General features: G+C 32.6%; 24 protein-coding genes and 6 tRNA genes. All 30 read right to left on the bottom strand.

Translation table 11 applies throughout. The annotated features are described in order from the left end of the window. Positions 1–253: 253 nt before the first annotated feature. The 30 genes from H8S37_RS04640 to H8S37_RS04500 all read right to left on the bottom strand — a co-directional run bounded on the left by H8S37_RS04640 (position 254) and on the right by H8S37_RS04500 (position 26,403). Complete coding sequence (locus H8S37_RS04640; protein ID WP_186874846.1) at positions 254–559, bottom strand: hypothetical protein; 306 nt, start codon at positions 557–559, stop codon at positions 254–256. Positions 560–644: 85 nt separating this feature from the next. Then, positions 645–1,409, bottom strand: a complete 765-nt coding sequence (locus H8S37_RS04635) for a hypothetical protein (RefSeq protein ID WP_186874845.1) — start codon at positions 1,407–1,409, stop codon at positions 645–647. A 43-nt stretch (positions 1,410–1,452) separates the two neighbouring features. Next, positions 1,453–2,232: a hypothetical protein gene (locus H8S37_RS04630; protein ID WP_186874844.1), complete on the bottom strand. Its 780-nt coding sequence runs from the start codon at positions 2,230–2,232 to the stop codon at positions 1,453–1,455. Then, the gene (locus H8S37_RS04625) at positions 2,229–2,726 is read right to left on the bottom strand and encodes a hypothetical protein (protein ID WP_186874843.1); all 498 of its coding nucleotides are present in this window, start codon (positions 2,724–2,726) and stop codon (positions 2,229–2,231) included. The genes H8S37_RS04630 and H8S37_RS04625 overlap by 4 nt, the downstream gene beginning before the upstream one ends. A gap of 12 nt (positions 2,727–2,738) precedes the next feature. Continuing rightward, entirely contained in the window at positions 2,739–3,776 is a 1,038-nt protein-coding gene (locus H8S37_RS04620; RefSeq protein ID WP_186874842.1) for a hypothetical protein, read from the bottom strand. A gap of 9 nt (positions 3,777–3,785) precedes the next feature. After that, the gene (locus H8S37_RS04615) at positions 3,786–4,178 is read right to left on the bottom strand and encodes a hypothetical protein (protein WP_186874841.1); all 393 of its coding nucleotides are present in this window, start codon (positions 4,176–4,178) and stop codon (positions 3,786–3,788) included. Positions 4,179–4,192: 14 nt separating this feature from the next. Continuing rightward, the gene (locus H8S37_RS04610; protein ID WP_186874840.1) at positions 4,193–4,678 is read right to left on the bottom strand and encodes a hypothetical protein; all 486 of its coding nucleotides are present in this window, start codon (positions 4,676–4,678) and stop codon (positions 4,193–4,195) included. Between the two features lie 37 nt (positions 4,679–4,715). Then, positions 4,716–4,901, bottom strand: a complete 186-nt coding sequence (locus H8S37_RS17710; protein WP_408631363.1) for a DUF5659 domain-containing protein — start codon at positions 4,899–4,901, stop codon at positions 4,716–4,718. A gap of 73 nt (positions 4,902–4,974) precedes the next feature. Continuing rightward, positions 4,975–6,075 (bottom strand): hypothetical protein, encoded by a 1,101-nt coding sequence (locus H8S37_RS04605; RefSeq protein ID WP_186874839.1) that lies wholly within the window; start codon positions 6,073–6,075, stop codon positions 4,975–4,977. A 41-nt stretch (positions 6,076–6,116) separates the two neighbouring features. Next, positions 6,117–6,545 carry a hypothetical protein gene (locus H8S37_RS04600; RefSeq protein ID WP_186874838.1) on the bottom strand — a complete coding sequence of 143 codons (429 nt, stop codon included), beginning with the start codon at positions 6,543–6,545 and terminating at the stop codon, positions 6,117–6,119. A gap of 79 nt (positions 6,546–6,624) precedes the next feature. After that, the gene (locus H8S37_RS04595; protein WP_186874837.1) at positions 6,625–7,863 is read right to left on the bottom strand and encodes a coiled-coil domain-containing protein; all 1,239 of its coding nucleotides are present in this window, start codon (positions 7,861–7,863) and stop codon (positions 6,625–6,627) included. A 223-nt stretch (positions 7,864–8,086) separates the two neighbouring features. Next, positions 8,087–9,511, bottom strand: coding sequence for a hypothetical protein (locus H8S37_RS04590; protein ID WP_243207065.1), 1,425 nt, complete (start codon positions 9,509–9,511; stop codon positions 8,087–8,089). A 245-nt stretch (positions 9,512–9,756) separates the two neighbouring features. Beyond that, a complete protein-coding gene (locus tag H8S37_RS04585; protein WP_243207063.1) occupies positions 9,757–11,571 on the bottom strand; it encodes a hypothetical protein in 1,815 nt (604 codons plus the stop codon). Continuing rightward, positions 11,558–12,526, bottom strand: coding sequence for a hypothetical protein (locus H8S37_RS04580; RefSeq protein ID WP_186874836.1), 969 nt, complete (start codon positions 12,524–12,526; stop codon positions 11,558–11,560). Before H8S37_RS04580 ends, H8S37_RS04585 begins: the two co-directional genes overlap by 14 nt. Positions 12,527–12,607: 81 nt before the next feature. Beyond that, a tRNA-Ser gene (locus tag H8S37_RS04575) sits at positions 12,608–12,693 on the bottom strand. 64 nt (positions 12,694–12,757) lie between these two features. Then, positions 12,758–13,711: a tyrosine-type recombinase/integrase gene (locus tag H8S37_RS04570; RefSeq protein ID WP_186874835.1), complete on the bottom strand. Its 954-nt coding sequence runs from the start codon at positions 13,709–13,711 to the stop codon at positions 12,758–12,760. Positions 13,712–13,786: 75 nt separating this feature from the next. Beyond that, a complete protein-coding gene (locus H8S37_RS04565; RefSeq protein WP_186874834.1) occupies positions 13,787–14,398 on the bottom strand; it encodes a hypothetical protein in 612 nt (203 codons plus the stop codon). A gap of 509 nt (positions 14,399–14,907) precedes the next feature. Next, positions 14,908–16,029 carry a hypothetical protein gene (locus H8S37_RS04560; protein ID WP_243207062.1) on the bottom strand — a complete coding sequence of 374 codons (1,122 nt, stop codon included), beginning with the start codon at positions 16,027–16,029 and terminating at the stop codon, positions 14,908–14,910. A 97-nt stretch (positions 16,030–16,126) separates the two neighbouring features. Then, complete coding sequence (locus H8S37_RS04555) at positions 16,127–16,348, bottom strand: YonK family protein (RefSeq protein WP_186874833.1); 222 nt, start codon at positions 16,346–16,348, stop codon at positions 16,127–16,129. A gap of 62 nt (positions 16,349–16,410) precedes the next feature. Further along, positions 16,411–17,013 carry a ClpP family protease gene (locus H8S37_RS04550; RefSeq protein ID WP_186874832.1) on the bottom strand — a complete coding sequence of 201 codons (603 nt, stop codon included), beginning with the start codon at positions 17,011–17,013 and terminating at the stop codon, positions 16,411–16,413. Next, positions 17,006–18,139 carry a zinc-ribbon domain-containing protein gene (locus H8S37_RS04545; protein WP_186874831.1) on the bottom strand — a complete coding sequence of 378 codons (1,134 nt, stop codon included), beginning with the start codon at positions 18,137–18,139 and terminating at the stop codon, positions 17,006–17,008. The genes H8S37_RS04550 and H8S37_RS04545 overlap by 8 nt, the downstream gene beginning before the upstream one ends. Positions 18,140–18,361: 222 nt before the next feature. After that, on the bottom strand, positions 18,362–19,717 hold the full coding sequence (locus H8S37_RS17395) for an MBL fold metallo-hydrolase (RefSeq protein ID WP_330604901.1): 1,356 nt from the start codon (positions 19,715–19,717) through the stop codon (positions 18,362–18,364). Positions 19,718–20,232: 515 nt separating this feature from the next. Then, positions 20,233–20,306: transfer RNA gene (locus H8S37_RS04535), tRNA-Asn, on the bottom strand. Positions 20,307–20,333: 27 nt separating this feature from the next. Continuing rightward, positions 20,334–20,417 (bottom strand) — tRNA-Ser (locus H8S37_RS04530). A gap of 304 nt (positions 20,418–20,721) precedes the next feature. Then, positions 20,722–20,793, bottom strand: a tRNA-Glu gene (locus tag H8S37_RS04525). Positions 20,794–20,853: 60 nt separating this feature from the next. Continuing rightward, a tRNA-Tyr gene (locus tag H8S37_RS04520) sits at positions 20,854–20,943 on the bottom strand. Between the two features lie 1,065 nt (positions 20,944–22,008). Then, positions 22,009–22,079, bottom strand: a tRNA-Gln gene (locus tag H8S37_RS04515). Between the two features lie 409 nt (positions 22,080–22,488). Beyond that, a complete protein-coding gene (locus H8S37_RS04510) occupies positions 22,489–23,106 on the bottom strand; it encodes a hypothetical protein (RefSeq protein WP_186874829.1) in 618 nt (205 codons plus the stop codon). A 55-nt stretch (positions 23,107–23,161) separates the two neighbouring features. Next, the gene (locus tag H8S37_RS04505) at positions 23,162–23,458 is read right to left on the bottom strand and encodes a hypothetical protein (RefSeq protein ID WP_186874828.1); all 297 of its coding nucleotides are present in this window, start codon (positions 23,456–23,458) and stop codon (positions 23,162–23,164) included. Positions 23,459–23,658: 200 nt separating this feature from the next. After that, positions 23,659–26,403 (bottom strand): RNA dependent RNA polymerase, encoded by a 2,745-nt coding sequence (locus H8S37_RS04500; protein ID WP_243207061.1) that lies wholly within the window; start codon positions 26,401–26,403, stop codon positions 23,659–23,661. Positions 26,404–26,559 lie beyond the last annotated feature (156 nt).

Raw genomic sequence — 26,559 nt, 5'->3', positions numbered from 1 at the left:
TGAAACCAGCAACAGAGTTTTTCATTATATCCTTTATATACAAAAACTGGTTGCAGCCCATTTTTTGTATAAAAAATGATTTGTTTTGTATTAACAATGCATACAAGATTTTCCTTTCCGTATACTTCTTCAACATCTTGCAAAGTCTTAAACTTTATATTAAACACCTCACTAAGCAAACCGTAAAAAATAGGGATATAAAATACTGTGAATATTCTATATCCCCACATATACAATTCACAATATTATAATTTTAAGATGAAGCCATAATTCCAGAAGTCTTTAAAGCTTCAATAACAGCATTAATCGCTGTTTTATTTGCATCTGCAAGCGTAGCTACCTTTTGTACTTCTGCCTGATTAAATTCGGCACCGACTGTTCCGGCATTCTCTGCTGAGACAACATTAACAACACTGGACTGTTTTACTAAACCTGCCTTTGTTTTAGTAGCAGTAGAAGGGATGCCTTTACTTGCAGATTCAATTCCCGATTCCATGTTATTCAATGCATCTTTTGAAATGACTTCATCATCAACCCATGTTTTTTTTGAATATGCCATTAAAGTAACCTCCATTATTCAGATTTACCAACTTTTGCCTTTCCAACTTTACCCCTGCCAACCAAGGCTAAATCATCAGGGGAAATTATTCCCCCGACTCAGCCTCCTCTGGGAGCAGCATAAGATCCAACATATTACCATCATCATCAACCATCAAGTCACATGTGATAGTCACAGTGCCAGGATCGCCACTATTAGCAAAAGATAATGACATATTAGATTGTGGAACTGCTTTATATGCTTTAAACAAATACGGAAGAATATCATCATCTGTTGTCTTCATATATGTATCACCATAGACAGTGAACGCCTTTGGAAAACTTGTGGATTTAATGTTAATATTATAAACATCAGATACAGCAATAATATAAAATACATCTACATCCGTAACTCCACTTGCTTCAGATACAGTAATAGTATTATTGGACACAGAAGCTACCGTAATTTCTTTATTCATGTTTGCATCTGCCGCATCATATACCCATACTTGTCCTTTTGTAAGTTCAATACCAGATTGAAGAGTAATAGTGGTGTCATCGATTGTTGTTTTCACATGTTTCATAATGTTGGCTTTATTTGATTTTGTACCACCACTAAGCATTTCCCAGAGTTTCGGTGTCTGAATCTGTGTTTCGATAGTTAGTGTACCACCCTTTTCCCCAGAAAAAGACACTTTTTTAGGATGGCCTTTACCACCGTAAGCGAATACAGTTTCACCCGTAAGTTCTTTACTTGATGTATTTGCATAATCTACAAACAAATACGGTTTTTTTGTTTTGTAGTCAACAAAGACCATATCGCATACTTCACGGTTAGCCATTTGTTTTGAAAATACTGCATTATCAGCCATATTTATTTTCCTCCTTAAAAATAGTTAAAATAAAAAACACGGATTACTCCGTGTTTTTGCCATCGTCATATATGTTATTTGTCCATAACCCAAATTTGAATTTATTCTCTTTATCTCCCCATGCGGCAACTTGCGCACTTATAATACCGTATGAATCAATTACCTGAAGTCTTTCAAAAACATCAAATAACTGAAAGATTGTAATATCCCAAATATTACTCCAATTTTGTGACTCACTTTTCGCTGCGACGGAAGCGATAATATTAGGAAGAGTTAAATTTGGATTAGAACCTTTATTTTTCTGAAACTTTTTTCTAACTTCCATCATCCTTTTGTAAATCTTAATTCCACGTTTGTTCTTAGCCTTTTTAATATCATCTATTTCATTTTCATCCGGTGTGATGTGTACGCGTTGCAAAATAATATCGATAATACCTGCATAATTATCTCGGTTAATAATACCAGTTGCTACCAGTTCACCATTATTGTTGGATGTGGAAATGAAAGCTTTATATTCTGGATAAAATTGAAATGTCTCAACAAAAAAGAAATTTAAAGCAGATGTGATGATTTGTCGGAATCTATCATCAGTTAATACTAAATCAAATTTTGTGGTTTGAAATAATTGTTCAAAATTAACCTGCTCACTTTTTAAATAGACATCACAATAGTCTTCAGGCGTCATCCTTAAATGACTAACATATTGTGCATAAACATAGTATGAGATTTTTGCAATATCAATGAGCTTTGGAGATATTATAGAACCGACGTTATGGAGATAAAGTGGGAGAGGAGAGATGCAATCAAAGTAATCTAGTCTCACGATTTTGTCTCCTTAACCTTAAAATCTGGTATATTGTAGATCATTTGTCTTCCGTAGTATTTATTCTGTGGGAAGAAGTAATCTACATTAATAAGTTCTGGTTTTCCGATACCAAATCGATAACAGTTTTCTTCACTAGAAATAATGCGCTCCACTATGTCTGATACAATATCAACTTTAGTCCCAACATAATCTGCAACATGATATTTCATATCTTCTTTGTGTGAATATACCCAAATAATTAACTTTACATCTTTTATTGTTCCGGTAGGTATTCGTGGAACAGAGGTTTCAACACAAATATATGTTAATACTTCTGTTTGGGTTTCATCTACGTATAAATAAGGATAAATTTGACTAAATATAAGTTCAGAAGAATCAGTATAAGTAGAATTATTTTCACAAAGCGCATCGTATATTTCGGAAGAGTTTATTAACATACTTATAAGCTTATTTTTATAAAGTCCGAGGTCTTTTAAAACATTTTTTGTCATAAAACACCCCCTTTAAAAAATGCCTATTATTTTGATTTCTTTACTTGCAACAATTTCTTCATCCACAATAATTTGTAACAAAAAAGAACTACCAATGTAGTTCTCATTGTCAATTTCTATAGTGATTGTGTTATTGGATTCGCTATAATGTATTTTCTTATCAGATACAATATTCCATCTAAAATTATAATCTGTAAGTTCTTCACCTTTTGAATTTTCTAAGATACCCGTATATAATTGCTTAATTCCAAAACGTATATTGTCTTTACCAATAATCCTTGCAACGAAATCAGAATCTTCATCTGGTTTCGGTGGTTCTGATGGAATATCAGAGGTAGACGGAGATATATAATCACATATCATTAGTTCACAATTATCAGTCTCTAAGTTAAGTTCTGTTTTATCTGCAATTAAACTTAATAGCCTACCATGTTCCTCTCCATAATCATACAGCACATCATCACTTCGTGTTATTTTAAATACTTTTCTGGGATTTGATTTGTTGGTATCAATAAAGACACGTTTCCCTTCCAAATTAATAGTTTCATCGTCATATGGTACAAGGATAGTATAGTTATTAGATGTCAAAAATATTGTATTGTTCCCATTTTCACCAACATCATATTTGGAAGCTGAAGTATAATTTGTCCATCTTTCAATAATGTCGCCAGATTTATTTTGCCATCGTAGAAGATATTGACAAACAATTATAGTTGCCTTTTCATAAATAGTATTATTTCCAGGATAACCAGTAATAAGCCAGTAACGATTTTCAAAAAAGATATACATTCCAGCTTTCACTGTTCCAATGGGAAATAAAACAGTGCGCTCTAAAGATTTAAGTTGCGTGTCTGCCCCATTGCCTTGAATAATACATCGTGCTTCTTTACTTACAGATAAATCGTGATTATATAAAATAACGGTTGTTGCAAGTTCTGTTTCTAGTGATTCAGCAAAAGCATCACCCTTGTAGTCAGCAAAAGCATCATTTTCATAACCTCCAGTTATGTTAGGACGTGTTTGCGAGGTCATCAAATACCATTCTTCCATATAAGCCTCCTATACATAAGCCGTAGGCTTTTGATTATGAACCATATTACTTGCTTTTTCACATATATATTCTAAATGTGCTTTCTCGGCTGTCTTTGTACCGTTACTTCCATCTATGCTTAAATCTTTTCCAACTATACTTACACGTTTATTCACTAATGAGACTTGACGTTCTTGATATGACTGCATCATAAATTCAGCAAGAGTATCTATTACATATCGATCCAATAAACAATCAAATTCTTTCAGTTTTTCATCAAAATTCAGTTTATCCAGTTCAACAGAATATCTCCCTATAGCCTTTTTAAGCCATTCTAATTCCAAAGTTTCCGGCAATACTCGCTTATCAGCAAAGGAAGATTCAAAACTCTGGATGACATCATTTGCTGTAGTATTTGCCATGAGTTTTCACCGCCTTAAAAAGTTCTTATACCCGCATGCTTTTCACAAAAAGCAATTTTCTGATAGTCATTAAATCTCATTTCTTTAATCATATCTAATAGATATGTTTTTTCAGCTCTAGTAACAACATTTTTTTGAATATTATCTTCAAAAGACTTCTGTGTTTTTAATTCAAACATTTTTTTGATAGACTCTTTGGTTAAAAATGCTTGTTTCTTAGAACCAAAATCAAATGTTAATTCTTTTCTTGTAAAATCATCTTCGATATACCAAGTAGCATGAGAACCATTTCCATCTGTTCCGGTAATAAGTTTGTTCCCGTTTTGTGCCTGTGCAATAATTTCTTCTCGTGACAGAAGAGTAGTACCGCGTGGAGCAATACTAATATCACCTATAGAAGTTTTTCGTGCGGAACCAGTATTCCATGCGGCTATGCTTCTGACAATAACTTTTTCGTCAAGTCGAACATTCTGAATATCTTTTGATGTTTCGTTTTCCATATTATTTCCTCCATTGCAATTATCATTTTTCTTTCGACTAAAATTTATATTTCACTTCATTATAGAATTGAATGATTTTATCCAGTTGTTTTGATTTTTCAAATATATAATATTTTGTATTTGTATTTTTGTTGAATCCAATAGAAATATATTGAATTCCAAAAGAACGTATGAAATACGACATACGTTTTGAATAGCAGTAAAAGATATTATTCTTTTCCATTGGACTTGTCCTTATATTAATCAAAATAGCAGGCACGCAATTTACGTACCTGCCAATAAAATGCTATTTAAAATTACTCAGTCAGATTATCCAGATTTTTATCATGTAACAAACCAACGGCATATTCGCGCCCAGGAGCTACGATAGAACCAACTGACATATCAAATCTGGAAATAATATTTCCTGTTGCTACATCATTTCCACTAAATGATGTCAGTCCACCACGAGTTAAAGTATAAATTGGAGATTGGATACCTGTTGGGATTACAAATCCAAGTCCAGCCGGAAGCATTGTATCGAAATTATCACCATCTGTATTCAGCGTTGTAAAGTCATAAGGGTTCGGAATTTCAGACAGGATGGCACCATTATACATTCCCATCAAACCTGTATTATGAATTTCATCCATAATAGTACGGGAAATACCATTAATTGTAGGTGTAGTACCTTCATACCCAGCAAATCCATTAAATTGAGAAATTAGTGCGTAGTCTCCTGCGATTGTAGGTTTACCAAGACGTCTTACATTCGCAATTACTTTATCTGTATTTGTCTTAGTAAGTCCAGCATCTTCGGTAAAATATTTAACTCCATCTATATTTTTAATTGCATTATAAATAGTTTCTACAACATATTTAGCAGCCTTGTTTCTAATCTGTACGCGAACCTGTTCCTGAAGTTCATTTTCGTCTGTCATATCACCAACGGCAGCCTTTCTATAATCAACTGCATAACCGCCAGATATAGTTGTCATTGGAACAGATACACGTTTCTTTCTGATTACTGGAAATGTAACATCCTGACCCGGAGCTTGTTCCTTCGCATCAAGATTTACAAAATCAGGAACTTCTACTTCGCATGTATCGTTATATCCAACATTCTTATAGTTACCAAAGATGGATAAAAGTTTGATTTCCTGAATTAACTTCGGCTCCATTGCAAAGCGCCTGATTTCATTCAACTCTGAAATGGACATAAGATCTCCTGCTGAAGCTCTTTGATTCAACTCCTTAATATATTTAGCAGCAACGTCTGCCTTTTTCCCAAACGGTGAAAGATCTTTACCAGCAGCCATTGCGGAAAAGATTTCAACAACAGCAGATTTTGCATTAACTTTGCCGCTAACAAAATTAGCGTCTTTACGTTCATTATTAAGTTCAAATGTATAAGACATAATTATATTCTCCTTCCTGTATGTATAAAACATGTGATTGATTAAGCTTTAGCCGTAATTTCTGCTACGACACCATCATGGTTTCCAATAATTTTCGTCACAGTCAAGTAAACAGCGGCCGTTGGAGAAGCACTAACTTTTAGAGAACCATCTGCCTGAGACTCAAGTTTGTCACCAACATCGACTGTGTCTGGAAGTGGATAATCATAAATCTCAATAAGATTTCTTTTGCTTTTATCTAAATCGAGAACTCTTACATGTGTTCCTTTTGCAATTGGATATTTCGGAAGCCCTTCTTCATCACCACATTCAACCTGCATAATTACTTTTGTTTTGGCCACTCCGACTTTAAAAACGCCATCTTCTACATCACCAAATGCGCCATTAAATGTATCTGCATCCGTTACGGCGTCAATAAACGGTACGCGCTCGTGTTCAATTTGCCCGATACTATGAAATTTTAGTGCCATATTGTTTACCTCCTAAAAATAAATAAAAGCCGGATTTTATCCGACTTCATACATAATTTGTTATACAATTGTGCTTAATTTAAAAAATATTGATATCTTCTTTTTCCTCAACTACTGTTTCAGAACAAATTTCGGAGAAGATATCTTCGATATCAAACTCTTTTTTTGTAGAATTCTGTTCAGAAATTTTTGCATCAGAATTGGCTTTTTTCTGCTTATCAACAATAGCCATACAAATTTTAGACTTAATAGAATTGATTTCAGAAGTTACTTCATTTAATTCTTCCTTTTTCTGGCAAGAATTTATATTTTCTTTAAGCTTGTTAATATCTTCCTCAGCTACCTTTTTTTCTTCCTCATTAAATTCACCAAGAACAGAATCAAGTTCTGCAAGCTTTTCAGCTACCTTTGCTTTTGCAATTTCAGCTTCAAGTATGTCTCTCTCTTTCCAATAGGTTTCTCTTTCATCTTCCATCTTTTTCAGAAGTTTTTGCATGTCCTCAATAGAAGCATTCAACTCAGAAATTTTTTCTTCTTTTTCTGAAATAACACTATCTTTTTCGTCGATTGTAGAGTTCAATTCTTGAATACGAGTATTAAGGTCAGCAACTTCCTTTGCATGCGTGTCAGATTTTTCATTCATCTCTGAAATCGTAGTTCTAACTGCATTTTTGATTTCATCCATATTGAATTCCATCGTCTTCTTTTCCTCCTTATTTTGATTATTAAGTTCTAATAGTGTAGAAGCTGGGTCTGCTGGAAACATAACCATATCCCAACCAGAATGTATATATTCTGTTGGAATTCGTCCTTTTTCAATCCATCCATTCTTATAAACAATTGCATCATTATCTTTTGTTTTATAGATTTCGATACTTCCCTCAACCGAAATACCATTGTTTAGATTTTCTTCGAGCGTAGAAACAAAACTAGGGTAACACATTTCGTCTAAATATCCTTTACCACAAACGCATCTTTTTGTTTCTCCATTAACAACCACATCGTCTATATATCCTTTGGTGAAATGTCCAATTACAGTTGCATTTTCAAAAACTGGAGTATCGTTAATAATACCAGTTTCGCCATGTCCAGCAATTATTGTTCTTTCTTCATCAATAAATTCAACTCGGACACTCATATTCTCGATGCTATCCAAAGCGTTTTTTGCGTACTCTTCTAAAAATGTAATACCATTTTTGTTATATTTAGTTCCAACACCATCAACTACACAATCCGGAGGCTGTAACTCGTATAAGGTAGCAGTAAACATTCTTCGACCACTTTTGTATTTTTTGGACGACAATTCAAATATAGCCATAGTTACCTCCTTCCTGATTTTTATATAATAAAAAAGAACTGCAATTAAGCGGTTCTCTTTGTCTTATTAATATGTGAACCACCCATTAGCTTTAGACAATGGGCTTCCTAGTCAATATCTCTAACGAGACAAGTTTATCTAGGCTATCCCCGTAGTTCCTACGGTTATAATTATTTATTGTGCAATTCTAATTCTCAATCCCTGAATATTAACCTCATATTAATTACTTATTATCACTAGGACTTGGAATATTATTCCCGCCGTTTTCACGACTTTTTATTGTATTTTCAGTAGGTGTATCTGTTACTGGACGTCCTGTGACTGCATCATCTTTTGATATAGTTGAATTAGTAAGATGTGGAAGGTATTTTTTAAAATACCCATTATCGATTTCGTTATCAAGCGTAGATAAATAAGCATCAATATCTACTCCTGTACTTGCAATTAGAAATGAAAGAGAACCACCAACATCGTAAAGTCCTTTCATCATATCGAAAAAATTCTTTCGATTTACGAAAGAAGTGGGGAAGTAGTAAACTTCAACTTTGTTTTTATTATCTTGAATAATATTCTTGTTAATGACATAATTTAATTCAGTCTGCCATTCATACACCCATGTATATAATTGTGCTGTAATCATCTCTAAGTTACTTTGAGATGAACCATAATTTCCTGTAGTCATGGCTCCAATAAGTGAAGCACAAATTCCAAGATCCAGAGAAATTTGATTACTTAAATTTGATTCATTTTTATCATCAAAAATATCTGTAGAGACATCCAAAGAATCAATTTTGGTCCCGGCCGCAACACTAAAGAAATTGACTTTTTTTCTGTCTTGCTTATTTAATACAGCTTGTTTAACTAAATGGTGCTGATCTTCTTGTTGCTTCTTTGATAAGGCACTGGTTCCTTTTTCTTTTCCTTCGGGAAATGTTTCGTAAATAATCTTTGAATTTAATTCATCTAAGACATTTCGTTTTGTATCTATAAAATAATCTTTATATAACACATCTTCAAGAGCAGCAATAATCAAACTTCTGCCCCAAGGCTCTGTATCTTTACATTTTATCTTTTTGCACATAGTCTTGTCATTATTTAATACAACCCAATCGCCGGTTCGGTTTTGTTTTTCTTTATAGGCATTACGTATTTCATCAGGATATTTTTTTAATTTTCTTTCTCGTTTTTCACCAGTATAATCATCAAAATACCTTAAATTAAAAGCTAACACATAGCGCCCATTCTTTTTACCTACGATTTTTGTATACTTCCAAGGAAGAGTAATAATTTTTGCGTTTATACCGGCTTCATTAATTTCTACAATGTTTTCAACTTCATAATCAGTCAGAAATTTTGTTCTATCTGCTGTTGATACTTTAGTTTCAAAATAATAAAATGCAATACCATCAAGCATCTCAGTAAATAATGCGTCTCTAATAAATTGCTTATCATTAATAGATCTCAGTGTGGATATCATCATTTGTTTGTTTTTTTCTATTTTTCTTTGTGTAGACAATTTTAGTTTTGACTTTGGTATCACAATACGGTCAAGACAGGGAAGTGCCGTCATATAATCAACTGAATTTGATACAATGCCGTTTTTTGTATATACAAAATGAGATAATCTAATTGCTGTTTCATGATTCATAATGGGATCTGAAAATACTGAGTTAAGCTCCGACTTTGAAAAATAGTCGTATATACCACATGAGAATAGCGGATCAAATATACTGCCATAAGACCGATAGGAGTTCACTTCGTAATTTGAATTAGATTGATTTGACCTTTCAGTAGAAATAGAAGAGGAGTGAAAGTTGCTTTCAGATAAAGAGGTTTTTTGTGGTCTACCATGTTTCTTTTTTATTTCTTCAGATATATGTATCACCCCTTTCATTAATTGATAAATGTTGCGTACTCATAATCTGATGATGAACAAAATGAATCTAGCTCTAGCTGATCGAAAAAATACGATCCGTACGAACAGCTAGTGTATCTATCTTTTCGTTTTTTCCCTTGTTCATGAATTTTAATAATTCCTGTTTGTGGCATTTTTTCATATTGAAGTTCTGCGCATTCATTGATCATTGCTTGCGTCTCTAAAAACGGACGTTCATATTCAATTTGCACATCTGTATCTGGAGAACTAATATAATCTTGATTAGAAGATAATATTTCTTGTTGCGCTATATTTAAGCTAACAAGAAATTCAATTTTATTTTCAATAAGATTCTTACGAAATGCAATAGCAATATCACTATTTAATACTTGAGTTGCGTTAATAACATAAATACAAGCTGGTGCATTCGGATCGGAACACACTTTTGCATATTCATCGTTATTCATGACCTTTAATGGAGAATATTCTACACCTCGCTCTTCATCATATAAAACCTTCTGTAGAGCGTAAACTACTTGGGAACCTCCAGATCTGGCATCAACAACAATATAGTCTGCGTCAAAATCTTCATAAAGTTGGCGTATTCTAATTGCTTGTAATGTTGTATCACCCATTTGATTAGATTCCATATAAGAAAAAGATCTGCGATATCCGCGTTTTATTTCGACTGTATGGTTTTCATTTTCATAGGTTATTGATTCTGGAATGCCACGTATACAACTATATACAGAGTTATCATTTTGGTTGCCAGCGACAAACGCAAAGTCGTTTGAAATAATTCTAATTTCATTATCTAACTTCGGAATTAAATATTTATTTTTTTTATGTGACTTATAATCCAAAGTAGTTCTTGGATAGAATACATATTTAGATACTTGACAATTCATCAACATAGAATATGTAAAATATGAAGACAATGAATCTCGTACTTTCAAATTAAGGAACTCAATCTTCCATGTTGCCGGGTCTTGTTTCTTTTTTTCTTTTATAAGTTGTTCAATGGTTTTTAATTCATGCTTTATTGCAATGCTTTCATCAAAAGCAAGCATGAGTCCACCCTTATGTTCTTTCATTGCTTTAAGTGCCTGTTCAGAAATATCCCACATCCAGTTTCCATCGTCATACCAACTACTACTAATGTAAATATCAATAGGCTGTTCTTTTAATTGCTTGTTATTTTTATATTCTGGTTTAAACATATATTGTGGCTTGCGAGGTGTTTGAAATGGAGAAATTACAGAATCTTCAACCTTCTTCTTAATTTGTCTACATTCTTCTCTACAAATAGCATTACTTCTTAAGCCTCTTGCATTTTCATTTGCAACAAATACAGTGATTTTAGAACCGTTTCTGAATTTTACGTAAATATCACTACTTCTTATACTATAATCTTTAATTTCCCTTCTTAATATCGGAGACCATTCACACAATTCGTCCATAATTTTTTCGGAAACAATTAATTTTGCCTGTTTTTCAGTTGAAGCCCCTATACGAAATTTTGTACCTTTATACAATAAACACCTTGCCACTGCATATACAGCAACTATAAAAGACTTTGCATCATTTCTACTTGCTATAATACAAATAAAATTACAAATGCCCATCATATATATAGCAATTGCTTGATATTCATATAATTGAATTTTTAAATAATCAATAACAAAACGGTGCATATTTCTTCTAAAAAAAGTTCCCCATGCTAATACATGGAGAACGTTATTACTATTACTGAGAAAATGGGTAGAAGGAAAGTTTTTATACAAATTAAGCTGCATATCATCTGCATACACGGATAATTTATTCATCTTCATATTCATCCTCATTGGGAACGTAAAATTCTTTGTCGCGGATATCTGAACCAGTTTCGAGATTAATCATAGGTCTTGTAATATGTCTATCTATATACTCGCCAATATTATCCCAATCCTCATATAATTTTTTGTCTTTGTAAAATTCTTCAGGTGTATATTCTGAAATAAAACCTAGTGTCATGCAAAAAGTTTCATCATTACTTGAATCTTTTTCTTCCACAGTTTTGAGTCCTGCCTTGGTAAATGTCTTTGAGTATTGCTCTGATAATTTTACATACTTATCAGAATCGCCGTCTTTTAATGCACGCACCATAAGCATATTAAGATTACAAAGAGATTTTATAAAAATCTCCTGATTACTATCACAATTAGGATTATTATTTTTTAGCATACGATAATGGTCATCAAGGTTTTTATAATCAATTTCAGTAAAACCAACACCCCATCTATCAACGGCTGCTCCTGATACAGAATAATTTTCTGATTTCACCTGTTCTTTAGATTGAATGATATTATATTGATTCAGTTTGTAATTATATTTTATGCTATCACAATATGTCTTTCTTCCATCAACATTGAGGTTCTTTTTAGCAGCATAATGCGATATTCGACTTCTATCCCCAGATATTTCTTTTGCCATTTTTAGAACTTCTAATTCATACACCCAATCTGCCTGTTGACAGAAATGACCAATTGCATGTTCTTCATTCCCAGAGTAAAAGGCTGTTAATATATTTACATATTTATCTGTGCATTCCTTACACCATGGTAGAAATCCATCATTTGATTGAAATAGTGGACTATTAGATTTTTGAAAATTTCCCTTTTGTACACTAAATCCTTTTCCACAACAAGTACATTTGAATTTATGCTTTGGGTTTTGAGGATTAAATTGCTGTAGTGCTCTTGGAATTTTAAACTCTACAGATTCATCAATCACTTTGGGAGAATTCATAGATTCTCTAATTCTTGTTTCTCTATCTTGAATATGAATAAATCAGCCCTTCTTTCTGTAATTTATTTTCTAAAAAAGAAGCGGAGAGGGTGGGATTCGAACCCACGCGCCCTTGCGGACAAACGGTTTTCAAGACCGCCTCGTTATGACCACTTCGATACCTCTCCAGTCAATATGTATTTCGCGAACTTCCGATACAGTAAACTAAATTGGATTTCTGATTAGCTTCTTTTAAAATGAGAACTTGTCTTTATTCTCTTTTATTTTCTTTTTATTCTTAGTAAGATAATGCTTGATTGTTGTTTCTGTAGATTCATGATGTAGCAGTTCGGCTATGTCTTCAACCTCCATCCCCAATTCTTTTAAAATATTGCTTCCAGAATGCCTAAGATCATGATTGTGAAGTGTAGGAATACCAATCATTTCGCCGGCCTTTTTGCACCAGTCATTTAATGTCCCGTTTGATATACATTTTTCTTCTGTAACATATGGTGTAATAAATACCCATCCATAATCATTAATATTATTATCGGAACGAAACTGCTTTAGTTTCTGTAGCAATTCAGAAACTTGCTCGGAGAAATATAGATCAACAATTTTTCCTTCTTTTTCTAAAACATCAATACACATTCTCTCATCAAAATTTATTTGTTCCCAACGTAAATGAGCCATTGCATTAACTCTTGCCATTGTAGAAAGCCCAAAGAAGATATAAGTTATTAATTGAATATCGCCATATTCAATTAATTTTTCTCGAAGCATACTTACTTGGTCTAAAGTCAAAAAAGTTTGCTTAACAACAGATTGTCCTTGCTTTGGTCTATCAATAAATTCAACAGGGGACTCCTTAATTATTTTCTTTTTACGAAGGAATTTGTAAAAAGCAGAAATAGAAGACATGATACGTTTTTGACGATTAACATTGTTGCCTTGTTGTTTACGAAAATAATAATATTCTTCAATATCTTCGTCTGTTGCTTCTAATACCGACAAATTGAATTGATTGTCATGCATATATATAAACCATTGCATTAGATCTGAATTATATTGTTTAATACTATTTTCTGATAAATCCCTGATAGACATATCTATTTGATATTTTTGAAATAACTTTAATGTTTCCGGATTAATATCTTTTACTTTGTCCGAATCGTATAACTTAATACGCTTGCTGCGTTCTGCCATCTATTTCTCACTTCCTTCCATATCAAGTAAAAAATGGTCTATATGTATTGCACACATAGACCACAGCTATCTTATCTAAATTTGAATACCAAATAAATCCATTATTTCTTTTAACTCATCAATATTATCATTGAAATACGTGACAGAAGGGTGGTAGAAATTCGCGTTTTCATCTGTATTATTCCATGAGCGAGAAAATCCGTGAATAACACCATCATCCGTTTTATATATTATTGTACTGACCGTATCAACTATACAATCATTTTCAGTAGTATCGCCTGAATTATTATCAATCTCGTTATCTTGATATCCAAATTCTACGATATCGTCGCAATCAATATATTTAATTATTGCACTGTTACAGTCTTCATGAATATAGGTTTTGTCCGCACCTATTATAAGATATGTATCTTTGCTATAGCCATCCTTCTTAAAACCGAAGGCAGGAGAGATACTTATTCCTTCATCGCTAAGATATAGATAGAATTCTTTATCATACCCATTCCAGTCTGAATCATAGAATTCGGCAAACTCAATATCATGACCGTAATGTACTAATTCCCTTAAAACTTCTTTTGCCTTATCATATTTCGCTACGACCAACACATCATCATAATCATTTAAAGTATAATCGTCATGCACACGATCAGCAAAATTATATGCATCTTCAAAAATAATTCTTTTCAAAATAAAATCCTCATTTCAACTAAATTTTTACAATATGAAAATAGGAGAGTAAAAAAACTATTCTCCAGATAAAAATTATATTTTAACACCCACATACCAAAATCGAACAGTAATTTAAGAGTTTGATATAATCCTGGGAATAAGTGTTATATGGGTGTTATAATCATTTACGATAAAAAACTATTATGTTAATATAATAATCGTGGATTCATACCACAATAGTCTGGCTCATTGGTCTTTCCAAAAAGATATGAAAATATTCTTTAAGAAAGGCAGGTGATGTTGCATGTCTAATATGTACTCGATTAAAAGACCTGTACACGTTAATGCTTATTGGCGTTTCCGACTGAATAAGTGGGAACACGTTAATGAGCATTGGCGTAGTCTGCCTAGCCGATAGGTAGATAAAACTTGTTTATCCTGAAGTTGGAATCAAACTCTCGTCAATTTTGATTCTATTTTTCTTGATAAACCAATGAGCCGTTCTTTGTCTGTTTATTCTGTATTCATCAATTAAACTTCACATCATATAAACAATCCAATCCTCTTTCTGTAACAACCGATATTGTTTGTTGGGGCTTATCGTATAGCCTGCGATCCAAACAGTAGTTGTCTATTCCAGACATACATCCGCTTTGAATAACTTTACAATTATATACAGTGGTTAATCCATTTGTATGTCTATGCCCAAGATAAACAATATCTGGACGAATACCAAACAGTAATGTGAATTTTTGCACTACATTGCTCGGAGAATCTTTATCACCGTGACTTGCCATTACAATGCTATTTCTTACTGAAAACATTGCGATAGACTCTTCAATTGTATTTCGATTAAAAAGTATATTTTTAAAATTTTGTAACTTTGCCTCTAAAAATGGAAGAGCAAGATGATCGATATTTTCACCTTTTAATGAATCTTCTTTCTTGGGAGAAATGCGAGAGTGATTTCCGGGACAAATATATGCATTTACTGTATTAAATCTATAACTCAGTTCAGATAAAAATTCTGCAATATAATTTGTAACACAAAGAAATTGTTCAATTAGATTTTGATTATTCTCTATACGAAGAGTGTTATGGATAATTCCGCTTACTAATTCGGAAAGAATTACATAAGCATTTTCTGAACCATGACGTAATTGAATCTCAAAGATTTTATCAAGATACTGATTAAATCTATCTTTCAATACATTTTCATTAAATTTATTAAAATAGTTATCTATTTCTATACCTGCATGAATGTCTGTACAAGAAATAATTAAATCATTGTCAGTTTTTAATATACCTGTAAATTGCTTGTTTTTATCATAATCTAGTGGTATACCATGGTATTCTGATATACTACGCAATATTTGCTCTTTGTAACTTTCTTTCCGAGCTTCTTCTCTGATAATACGCCGTAATTCATTACGCTCATCACGAGTTTTAACACGTTCTTTTTCTAAATCTTGCTTCTGAAGTTGCAACTCTTTGAAATATGCGTCTTCATTCAATTTATTGAATATGCCTGCTTCGTAAAAGCGTTTTGTCTGTTGATACGGCTTTCTATAAGCTGCTTCTGTGCGGTATTCGGTTTCATCCGTTCTAAATTCTTTATTAATGATATTAGCTATTTCATTCCAATCCATATCTAATAATCCGGAATCTTTTGCTTGTCCGATTCGCCATATATATTGTTCCTCGTTTTCATTTGGCAATCTATTGATATCTATAATAAATCACCGCCTATTCATCATACCCATTATTATCATCGTCGTAGAAGCTATCTTCAGGAATTTCGTCATCTTGTTTAATTGTAATAGAAATCCCTTCAACACCATCCCAATCTTTCAATAATTTTTTGAGACTATAGACTCTTGTATCATCCTTGGTAAATTCAGTAATGGTTTCTTCATCTAAATCAATAACAGCATTTTTAAATGTTGTGGATTTTGTAAATTTAGCCAAATATAATTCCTCCAATTTTAACTAATTTATAATACAAAAATAGAAGAGCAGTAGTACTCTTCCTAAATAATCTCATCAACTATGCCAAGCTTTTTCATTTCATCTGCATCCATCCAGTATTCTTTGCGTTCAATTTTTTCATATAAATATTCATCAATATTTGAATGTGATAATATATATTCTTTAATTTTGTCCTCGTAATGCTGTGAAAAATCAAATGTATCTTTTACAGCATGAGCAGTTCCCTCCATATATTGTGAACCAGAGTGTAACAGTCCAACGCTAAATGGGTGACATACTGTTTTGACGTTTGGATTCTTATGACCAGACATAGCAATCAACAATCCCATACTAGCTGCTATTGACATTATATGTATAGTAACAGGTGTTTTTATTTTTTTAATAACATCAACCAAATTAAATCCTGAGTAAATATCCCCACCAACAGTAGCAAGGTAAATTTCGATTGGTTTTCCTGTCCCATCATTATCCATATCAATTAAGGGAATAACCGCTGATTCTATAATTGAATCACTAATTGCCTCATTAATTACAATCTTTCTATTCATAAGCTGTTTGTAATATTGATAATATACAATATCTGGCAATCCAGTTGGTTTTATTGATTCAATAATTTCATTTAATGTAAATTCTATTTTAAACACACCTTTCAATTTGTTTATTATTAATGTTGAAAATAAATGCGGATATCAATTTTTCTATGCGATCAAAATCCCAATATGGAATCCTTAATAACGGAATGCCATGATTGATGCAATAATTATCTTTTAAATCATCGTGTATTTTAATATTTTCAAATCCATCATTTTCATATTGCTTCTTATAATGAAATATTCCGTCATATTCTATAAGTCCTATTAAATTTAATTGATGATTTAATATACCAAAATCAAATCTCAAATTTCCGCCTCTTATCCCAAGTAAATCTGGAAAAATGTATTGGGGTTCATACGCAATATCAATTTTTTCTAATACTGATTTACATCGTTTTTCACCTTTTGATGCATTGCAGGTTGGACATCCATATCCATGTAATAAATTACCTGGCGATGCATAATGAAATTCTCCACAATTTTTACAATAATATTTGATTTTTGTATGAAAATTAATATAATCATCAATAGGAATAATATCGGGAAGAACTATAGAGAGCCTAGTTTTGAAATCGTTATTTGAAATTTTCATGAAATTGTTATGACAATTTTTACAACCATATTTTGATTTTAATACCTTGTATGGAGTTGTACAAAACTCATAACCACATATATTACATTTAAATTGTATTGGATGATCCACACCGGAGTATTCTTCTAATAAAAGAATATTAGGTTTGTTATTCTTTAATTTTAATAAAAAATCACCCTCATGATTTGAAATTCTATTTTTACCACATATTTTACGCGAGCAAACTGGACACCCACGATTATTTAAAAGTTTTGCAGGAGAAACCATCCATTTATTTCCGCATTCCGTACACAAACATTGAATCTTTTCGTGAAACGATTTATATTCTTCCAATGGTATTATTGTATTTGTTACTCTTTTTAATCTTGTAATAAAGTCTGCATTTGAAAGTTTAATAGAATGATTGCAATACGGACAACCTCTTCCATTTAGTATGTTATGTGGTGTTGCTTTCCATACATGTCCACTACTACAACGAAATTTAATTTTTGTAGTTGCATTTATATATTCCTCTAATGGAATATACCCAATATTCTTCTCTTTTAACTCGGAAATAAATTCTTGATTTGTTTTCTTTCTTGCCATTATTTATCACCTATTATTAATCCTTTTACTTATTATTCATATAAAAAGACACCAAAGCCAAAAATAATTCGGGTGTCTTAGTATATTTATACGTTGTTATTCCATTTATTTTTTTTACGAAAGAATAGTTAATTCCTTGCGACTGTAAATACTTCATTTCAGGAACGAATTGGGTACTATATTCTTTATCAAATTTTTTCTTATATATTGTTAATCATCCTTTTATAAATTAAATTTTAAACTAGAATTAGCTATTATAACTCTAGTTGATTTACATTTCTTTGCAAATTCTTTTTCTAGGGCTTTTTTAAGTGTATCTTTTGCTTTACTTGATCCATGATGCAAAACTATCTTGTTACAGTTGATTTCTGTATAGTTTTCTACCAACTGATTAAATGGTGAATGACCAGACATACTCTTGAGGTTATAAACTGCACATCTACAAGGGTATTCTTTCTGATCTATAGTAATAGAAGTACGCGTATCATCTTTGAGGATTGCTCCAAGACTTCCATCTGTGCAAAAACCGACAAATAAGCATGTAGCATTAGGATCAGGAATACATCGTTTTAAATGATGTCTAATTCTTCCAACCTGGCACATACCTGAAGTTGATAAAATAAGGCAAGGTTCATTACTTGCAACAAGGTACTTGCTGTCTTCCGATTCTTTGATAAATGTTAAAAAATTACTTTCCAACATTTCATCAAAGTCTTCCTTGTCTTTGCCGCTTAAACACTTTTGATAATCATTAAAAATTTTAATAGACAATGGAGAATCAATATAAGTTTTAGGTTTCCATTCCGAATCCTTATACATTTGATATACCATTAAAGAAAGCTGCTGAATCCTTGATTGAGCAAAACAGGGAATAATAACCCTGCCGTTTAATTCCTTTATCTGAGTATCGATAATAGATTTAAATTTTTCTAAATCATTTCTACGTTCTTTTTTACCAGTTTTAAGAGTAGGCTTATCTCCATACGTAGCTTCACCAATTACTAAATCAGCAGAACGAACTTGCTGATATTCTCCGACGAATCGATTTTTAACTTGTTTATTTCCAATATCTCCTGTGACGAGTATAGACTTTTTGGCATTATCAATGGTAATATAAAGCATGATTTGGCAACTTCCAAGAAGATGACCACTTGGAACTAATTCAAAAGATAACTCTTCATCAATTTTTATAAGCGAATTTATAGGATACTCGTAGACATAATTCAACATCAATTCCACATTATTCTCAGTATAAAGAGGAGGGTAGTTCTTACTATGTTGATTATTAATTAGTAAAACATCTCTTTGATTGATTTCTGCACAATCCATTGCCATATCTTCTAATACCGCCGCAGATTCACTTGTCATAATAGTTTTTGCACGGCACCCGTCTTTAAACAATTTTGGGAGAAGAAGGGCATGGTCGGCATGGAGATGTGTTATAAAAATATAATCTATTTCTTTAGGTTTAAATTCTTTGAATTTTCGATTATTTACTAGAAAGTCATGATACCGATCATTCGTTTGATGTAGCCCTGCATCAACTAAAATTTTATGATTTGGTGTAGAAACAAAAATAAGACTTCCAGTTACATCTTCGGATGATGGAGAGTCTACAAATGAAACTTTTATATTCTTTTTCTTTTTTGAAGCGATAATAATAACCGCCTTTCTGCCTGAGTTTTAAGCGTTATTTTGTAATTCTTGAATTGCGATATCTTTGTAAAACTTTCATGTTGTATCTCGACTCGCACAGATAATATGAACGTCGATGTCTGCTGTCAGTATGACTGATGCCACCATATCCGAATGTGACACCACGAGATATAAGATAGTCTTTTTCTTGTGTAGATATTTTAACTATTTGAATCTTCCGTTACTGAAAACTTATAAAAAGTTATAAACTTTTTGTAAAATATTTTTAGCTGGCTGTTTCCTTTCAATATACGAATTTCTCCAAATAGGAGAGTAGTGGCAGAAGTGTGAATCGAACCCACGTAACTATGGTTATGAGCCATAGCGGACGACCAACAGTCTTTCTGTAAAACTATACAACCCGACCATTTATATACCACATATCGGTCAGTGGTAAACGGAGCTGAAAGGGCTCGAACTTTTGACCTCGCGATTAACAGTCGCGCGCTACAACCAACTGAGCTACAGCTCCATATTTAAAAACATGATGATATTTTAGCGCCGTGTATAGGACTCGAACCTATAAGCCGGATATCCGGCGACGGATTAGCAATCCGTTCCAATACCATTATGGGAACACGGCAAACGCCACATCAGGGACTCAAACCCCGACACCAGTTCATCACCAGCTACTAGTGGTTGTGAACTACCCATTGTCTAAAGCCAATGGGTTTCTTATCAATTTATTTAAACTATCAGCCTTTAATCCCCATATAAAACCACCATTTTAATGCCCTTTAGGCGCAATACACATGAAATAACGTATACTTCCGGGGATATTCCAGAATCACCGACTACCACTCCTCACGGTCTTTGGTCTTATCTCTCTGGAAAAGTTTTTTCGCAAGGCTTCTTAGTGGGTTGAACCGCCTTGCTCGGTGGAAAAATGACTCCAGCCGGATTTGAACCGACGTTACACCCGTGAAAGGGCGATGTCTTAACCGCTTGACCACGGAGCCAGGTTCCTCCCGTAGCCGCTGCCGTACCTGACAGCCTATAGGGTACTAGCTACTGTGGAATGGGAGAAGGAGGAATTGAACCTCCGATGTTTACCACAAGGGAACAGATTTACAGTCTGCCGACACACAACCAACAGTGACCTTTCTCCCATAAGCCAGTCATCCTGGCTTGCATTGATGTTTTTCGTGCCATGCTTGACACTATCGGATGTCGTTTTTACATCTATCGCTTAATCCGCAAGACCTGATGACACTATTATACCCAGTGCAAGGTGCTGTTTAACCGGCAGCCCCGTACATTGATTATGGCTCAATGCGATAAGCCTTTACCGCCTTTCCACTATATCCACGGATCGCAATTTATGTCCGAAATTCATTAGGAGCGACCTGAATTGCTACTGTTTTCACACCACCTCATTCGTGGTAAGAAGGATTCTTCCTCTCAGTGGTCTCGCATAAAATTGACCGGTTATCATGCGTTAATATTGGCGATTTAAATTTTAAGGATTGCGATATAAGCCCGGCGTCCCGCAAATCATATTGTGCTTTCAATATGATCGTTGTCATATACTTGACACGACTTATACATCGGCTTACTGTCCTATTGGCTGTGCATGGCCCCATTCCCATGATAGGATTGCACACATTTAAGCAGTCTCCCATGCCCTCATGCACCAATACTACGCCTGCAATTACTTCATAGTCCGTAGCCACACTATGAAAACGTGTTTTAGGAGAGTCGGAATCTCCGCATGAACCGCCAAAGCGGTTCAAGAAACCTTTCTACACTTACAAATAGGCAACTTCCCACAACCATTAAAACCTTTTCTGGTACACACCAGAAACATCTAATACCTTGTGGTACTTATAGTGTCAGCTTCCCACGTATAAACTGACTGGGCTTTCGGTAACTATATGAGTCTCGCTTGCTCTTTGCGCTGAACTTCATTTCTCCCAATCGCCACTGTTGTTTTTAGAGCAATTTTAACACGGGTTTTTAATGAAACGAGGCTACTGTCGATTTGCCCTTGTTTCTATTTTTATATAGCGAAAAGACCGACTTCAATTCGCTCTGTAACAATCATTCACAACCAATCTTGTTGCCGATGTGACGTCCATCTGAATTGTTACATATTATCAGAACCGCAACAAGAATGACACGTCTGCCAATTCTGCGCCGCCCGGCAGCGAGCACCATGTTAGAGATTCTGACAACTAGGATATCAGGATTCGAACCTGAGTTATAAGAGTCAAAGTCTTATGTGTTACCATTACACCATATCCCAAAATTCAGTGACGGTGCCAAATTGAATGATACATCCAGAACCGCCACTGATACAATATATGAAAACTCGTATAAGTACTGCGACTTCAGACAATGTGAATATCAAATTATGTGAAATTATTTACTTGGTTATTTCTACCAACTGTTCATTAATATATAATTATACTTTATTGAAACGATTCTCATAGATTGAATGTACGATCATACCGAACGTATTGACAAAATACAGAAATAGGAAATATCACATATAGAAACAAATAACGCAATCATTTAAATCATATCAACATTAAAAGTATATGTACTTTCTTGTTTTACCCATTTTCATTTTGATTTAGCAGCATTATACTTCATCTGCCAAGAAGCGTCCGACAATCACAATATTATATGAGTCTTTCATCTTAGTAATAATGTTATTGTTGCTTTAACATAATATCTTCTAATGTGTCATCAATATCAAATTTAGGTGTAAAATTTATTTCTGTAGTAACTTCAAGCTGGTCTAGTTTCATTGATATTTCATCACATTCTCTCTGCAATTTTTTTGCAAGTTTTCTTACGTTAGTTCTATCGTAGTCAATTGATATAATCTCTTTGATCTTATATACATATTCGATCTGATTTCCGTCATTGTTGAAACAGTAGTCTTTTCCAAATATTTCTTTTTCGGAAGGCTTCTTGGAATACATATTTTGAAGAGTAGCTATAAAAGACTGTTTTAATTTATTGAGTGATATAGAAGAGTCTATACTGATTTCTGTTTCTTTTTTTGCATCATCAATTGCTTTTGAGAGACACTCTTTTTCTGCAATGATTTCCATAACAACATCAATTATTGCAGAAGGAGTATATGATACATCCATTGACTTAGGAACAATTAATGTATCATTTTTGGCGTTTACATTTGCGTCATTTCTATAGTGTTCCTGCTTTTTTATTGTTATAAAATCAGACATTGTAAGCATATGATTTGCTTCGTAAAATAAATCTTTTAAGTGATTCTGGTAACGGTAAGCTTCTTTTAAGATCATAATTAAGCAATCCTCCATTTGAATTTTTAATACTATCTACTATATACTTGTATATTTAGTCAACATACCCATTCAGTTTTTTATTATAATATCGAGACAATTTTGGTTTAGCCCATATTCTATCATCACATATAAAGTTACTAAATGTATGTATTTCCTTTTGAGGAATATAATTGCATTCAATATTTAAACCATTTAAAACTTTTACTGTCATATTTTCAGACGGAGTAGTAGAAGATAAGTGCTCGAAAATTATCTTTTCGGCTGACTTAAAGACCTTGCGAACTAGCACCACATTTATATCTTCTCTTTTCGCTATTTGCTTTATTAAATTTTCTTGTGTTAAAATCAAATAATTGCAACCTCCATTCTGTCAGAAATGAAATTATAGAAAAGTATCATAATTTACATATAATGACTTGAAGCTATTTTGATACGTTTTATCTTTCCATATAGTGTACAAAACTTTCGCCCATTACAAATGGACTATTTCCATTTTTTACGATTTTTTGCCATTTAAAATAGTCCATTAATAGTGGACGAAAAAAATTATCAAGGATCTGTTGAAATTCTACGATTTCGCTCTCTGTGGTAGGTTCTTCGATATTCTTTTTGACAATTTTTACAACGACAAGCATGTGAATAAATATCGACTTCAAACCACTCATCGCAGTCAATGCACTGAATAATTTTTGTTTTCTTAATATCTAAGTTTTTCTCCAAGTTACGCACAATATAATAACCGTACAAAAACCATAAAAGTTGTTTTCTTCTACTATTACCGCCATATATTTTTTGAACTAACATATCTGTAATAGTTTCGTCAGCATATCCCAAATCGTTAAATTGATACCTGATTTTACATGCAAGATAACGCAAATTATCTACAAATTCATCTTTCATATTTACTTGAAAACTATATTCTTTGCTTACTTGAGCATATAAATCTGATACTTCTTTACTACAAACTATTTTGGGATTAGACATCATCATTTTATAATCTAATTTAGGTAAGTGAAGTTTTTTTATATCCATCCGCTTGTTAGGAATTCTATAATAAAGTTTGTTCACAAAACTATTGTTTCGCTTTTGCACTTGTTCTTTAGATTTATCTTTTGCAAACTCAAAAAAGGCAGGAAGCTTTAAAGTGGTGAAAGTTTTGATTTCTTTTGATATTTTTTGAGGAAATTCAGGTTTGTATAAAGTTTTTGCGTAATCAATAACAAAATTATTTTGGCAGCATAATCTTTTTACACAATCAATAGCATGTTGAATTTCTTCTTCAGTTCCATTTATAAACACATTATGATTCCATATTTTTGAAATATTATTACTATATATTCCGATATTTCCACCTACAAATGCTGCATTTAAACCCTCATAAATTGTTTGATTATTAATCAACGTAGGCTTTGCTTTTTTCATTTCATAAAAGAGTGGTACAATTCCATTCATATTACGCTCTGCAATAGAAATGAAAGTTGGGTCTGCTACTACAAGTGATTTGTCTCCATCAAAATCACATTGGAGTATTCTACTTATCAAATCCTTTGTACTTATGTATAACCCATCTGTTGTGAACCATTCTCGTATTCTTTTAGCCCTATCCCCATGTATACTATTAGCAATATTATATCTTACAGCATGTTCCTTATAGAGATGAGGGGAGCGTAAACAATCAAGTTTATCATATCTTTTAAATAACCAACAAAATACTTCTCTATCATTTAAAAGACCGTTTGGAACATCAATATGCCCAAACCAATGTTCACAAGCAGCATAAAAATCTGGAAGTATAAATGTATATTTCCCATTGATTTCAAGCTTTCCACTGCGATATCGTTTGACTAGACTGTTCTTAATGTCTCTTAAAACATCTTTTGCGTATGTGTCATTTAATAACGCTGGATAGATTTTGATTGCTCTTTGAAAAGCAGTCATATGATTATTATAAGGAGTTATACCAAGAACATTCTTTATGGTATCTAAAGATGTGCAAATATTAGATACTTTTTTATAAGATTTAGAAATAATCTTATCTATTTCATCATCGGTTATATTTGTTAATGTTTGTAACATTTGATAATTAATTGTGGCATTTTTAATTCTGTCTTCTTCTGTGTTACATAACCCTGCCTGACAATTAAATTTTTTAAAATTATCCTTATAATCTTGCCAGCTATTATAATACTTCCACATTTTAAATTGACTTTTAGTAAAAATAATTTGAATATCGTCATTTATAACATTCCATTCTTTGCCATAAATATCTTTGATAATAGGAGAGTAATTATGAACTTCAATAAACTTCCTAAAATCAAATACACCCAGAAGTCCCTTAATCCATGGTAAACGTACCATAGTATTTTTTGTCATCACAGAAGGAAGCATCATTCCAGCTCCGTCCGTGTGAGGAATTGGCACATATCCATTACGACGTTCAATCTGGTACGTAACATCATCCACATAATCATATGTTCCCCAAACATGAGTTTCAAAATCATCAATAACAATGCAACGATCAATATCAAAGTCAGTCCATTCATCTGTAGCTGAACTTGTGAGTGCCATGTATGCTAAGTGTTTGTTTACGTTATTTCCGCCATTAGCATTGATTATATCTACAGTCAAACCGCACATAATAGTTTTTTCAATATTATTCCATATAGATTCTTTGATAAATACAGCTTTCTTTTTTCGAATTTGACCCGCTGATGATGTGAAATATTTATATTTTTCTCCACGAAAAGTAAAACCATGAAAAGATAAATCTTTGAATACATCAAAATAATATATTTGTACAACGATTAGAGCATCCGATAATTCATCTTGCTTTATACCAATTGTGCGTGTAATAAATGATTCAAAAACAGAAATAATATTTTTATCATGAATATCTTCTTCGCGAATACACCGGATATGATCTTTCCCGTCTGTGATTTGATTCTGTTTGACACGATTAGCAAGCAATTTTAGTAATTTATCTTTTGATTCATAAGCTTTTTTTCGTTTATGACGTATTAATTTATTCCAATGCATGTATTCATTTATTATACTTGTGATTTCATCAGTTGGAGGTAAACGCTCTAACCCTTCAGTCTTACCCATTTTAAAGTTTGAAATTTCAGAATCATGAAAGCCATAATCTTTTAATGACTTTTCTAAAGGAGGGAGCTTATTCTTAACAAAATTTCTTTCTCTCCGATATTTGCAATTCATATCGTGAAGATATTTTTCATGATTTGAATAAAAACTACCAGTATCAATTGAATAAATATTGATTTGTGAGTCAAGCAATAGAAATTTCCTCCCCAAATTTAATACCTTTTATCAATAAATCATATAAATTATCTAACGTAATCAAATCAAATATTTTACCATCAATCACAATATCTCCATGTTTATAATCTTTTCCCCAATTTAAATCATATATAAAATATGATATCCAATGAT

Origin of the sequence: Mediterraneibacter hominis, assembly GCF_014287475.1 — a bacterium.
Taxonomy (GTDB): domain Bacteria; phylum Bacillota; class Clostridia; order Lachnospirales; family Lachnospiraceae; genus Mediterraneibacter; species Mediterraneibacter hominis.
Note: the sequence above shows the minus strand (reverse complement) of the source record. Positions and strands in the feature narration are given on the sequence as shown.

Excerpts from the sequence above, each read along its gene's own strand:
- H8S37_RS04640 (WP_186874846.1), bottom strand. The coding sequence starts at position 559 with ATGGCATATTCAAAAAAAACATGGGTTGATGATGAAGTCATTTCAAAA.
- H8S37_RS04635 (WP_186874845.1), bottom strand. The coding sequence starts at position 1,409 with ATGGCTGATAATGCAGTATTTTCAAAACAAATGGCTAACCGTGAAGTA.
- H8S37_RS04625 (WP_186874843.1), bottom strand. The coding sequence starts at position 2,726 with ATGACAAAAAATGTTTTAAAAGACCTCGGACTTTATAAAAATAAGCTT.
- H8S37_RS04620 (WP_186874842.1), bottom strand. The coding sequence starts at position 3,776 with ATGGAAGAATGGTATTTGATGACCTCGCAAACACGTCCTAACATAACT.
- H8S37_RS04615 (WP_186874841.1), bottom strand. The coding sequence starts at position 4,178 with ATGGCAAATACTACAGCAAATGATGTCATCCAGAGTTTTGAATCTTCC.
- H8S37_RS04610 (WP_186874840.1), bottom strand. The coding sequence starts at position 4,678 with ATGGAAAACGAAACATCAAAAGATATTCAGAATGTTCGACTTGACGAA.
- H8S37_RS17710 (WP_408631363.1), bottom strand. The coding sequence starts at position 4,901 with ATGGAAAAGAATAATATCTTTTACTGCTATTCAAAACGTATGTCGTAT.
- H8S37_RS04605 (WP_186874839.1), bottom strand. The coding sequence starts at position 6,075 with ATGTCTTATACATTTGAACTTAATAATGAACGTAAAGACGCTAATTTT.
- H8S37_RS04600 (WP_186874838.1), bottom strand. The coding sequence starts at position 6,545 with ATGGCACTAAAATTTCATAGTATCGGGCAAATTGAACACGAGCGCGTA.
- H8S37_RS04595 (WP_186874837.1), bottom strand. The coding sequence starts at position 7,863 with ATGGCTATATTTGAATTGTCGTCCAAAAAATACAAAAGTGGTCGAAGA.
- H8S37_RS04590 (WP_243207065.1), bottom strand. The coding sequence starts at position 9,511 with ATGAATCATGAAACAGCAATTAGATTATCTCATTTTGTATATACAAAA.
- H8S37_RS04585 (WP_243207063.1), bottom strand. The coding sequence starts at position 11,571 with ATGAAGATGAATAAATTATCCGTGTATGCAGATGATATGCAGCTTAAT.
- H8S37_RS04580 (WP_186874836.1), bottom strand. The coding sequence starts at position 12,526 with ATGAATTCTCCCAAAGTGATTGATGAATCTGTAGAGTTTAAAATTCCA.
- H8S37_RS04570 (WP_186874835.1), bottom strand. The coding sequence starts at position 13,711 with ATGGCAGAACGCAGCAAGCGTATTAAGTTATACGATTCGGACAAAGTA.
- H8S37_RS04560 (WP_243207062.1), bottom strand. The coding sequence starts at position 16,029 with ATGGATTGGAATGAAATAGCTAATATCATTAATAAAGAATTTAGAACG.
- H8S37_RS04545 (WP_186874831.1), bottom strand. The coding sequence starts at position 18,139 with ATGGCAAGAAAGAAAACAAATCAAGAATTTATTTCCGAGTTAAAAGAG.
- H8S37_RS04510 (WP_186874829.1), bottom strand. The coding sequence starts at position 23,106 with ATGATCTTAAAAGAAGCTTACCGTTACCAGAATCACTTAAAAGATTTA.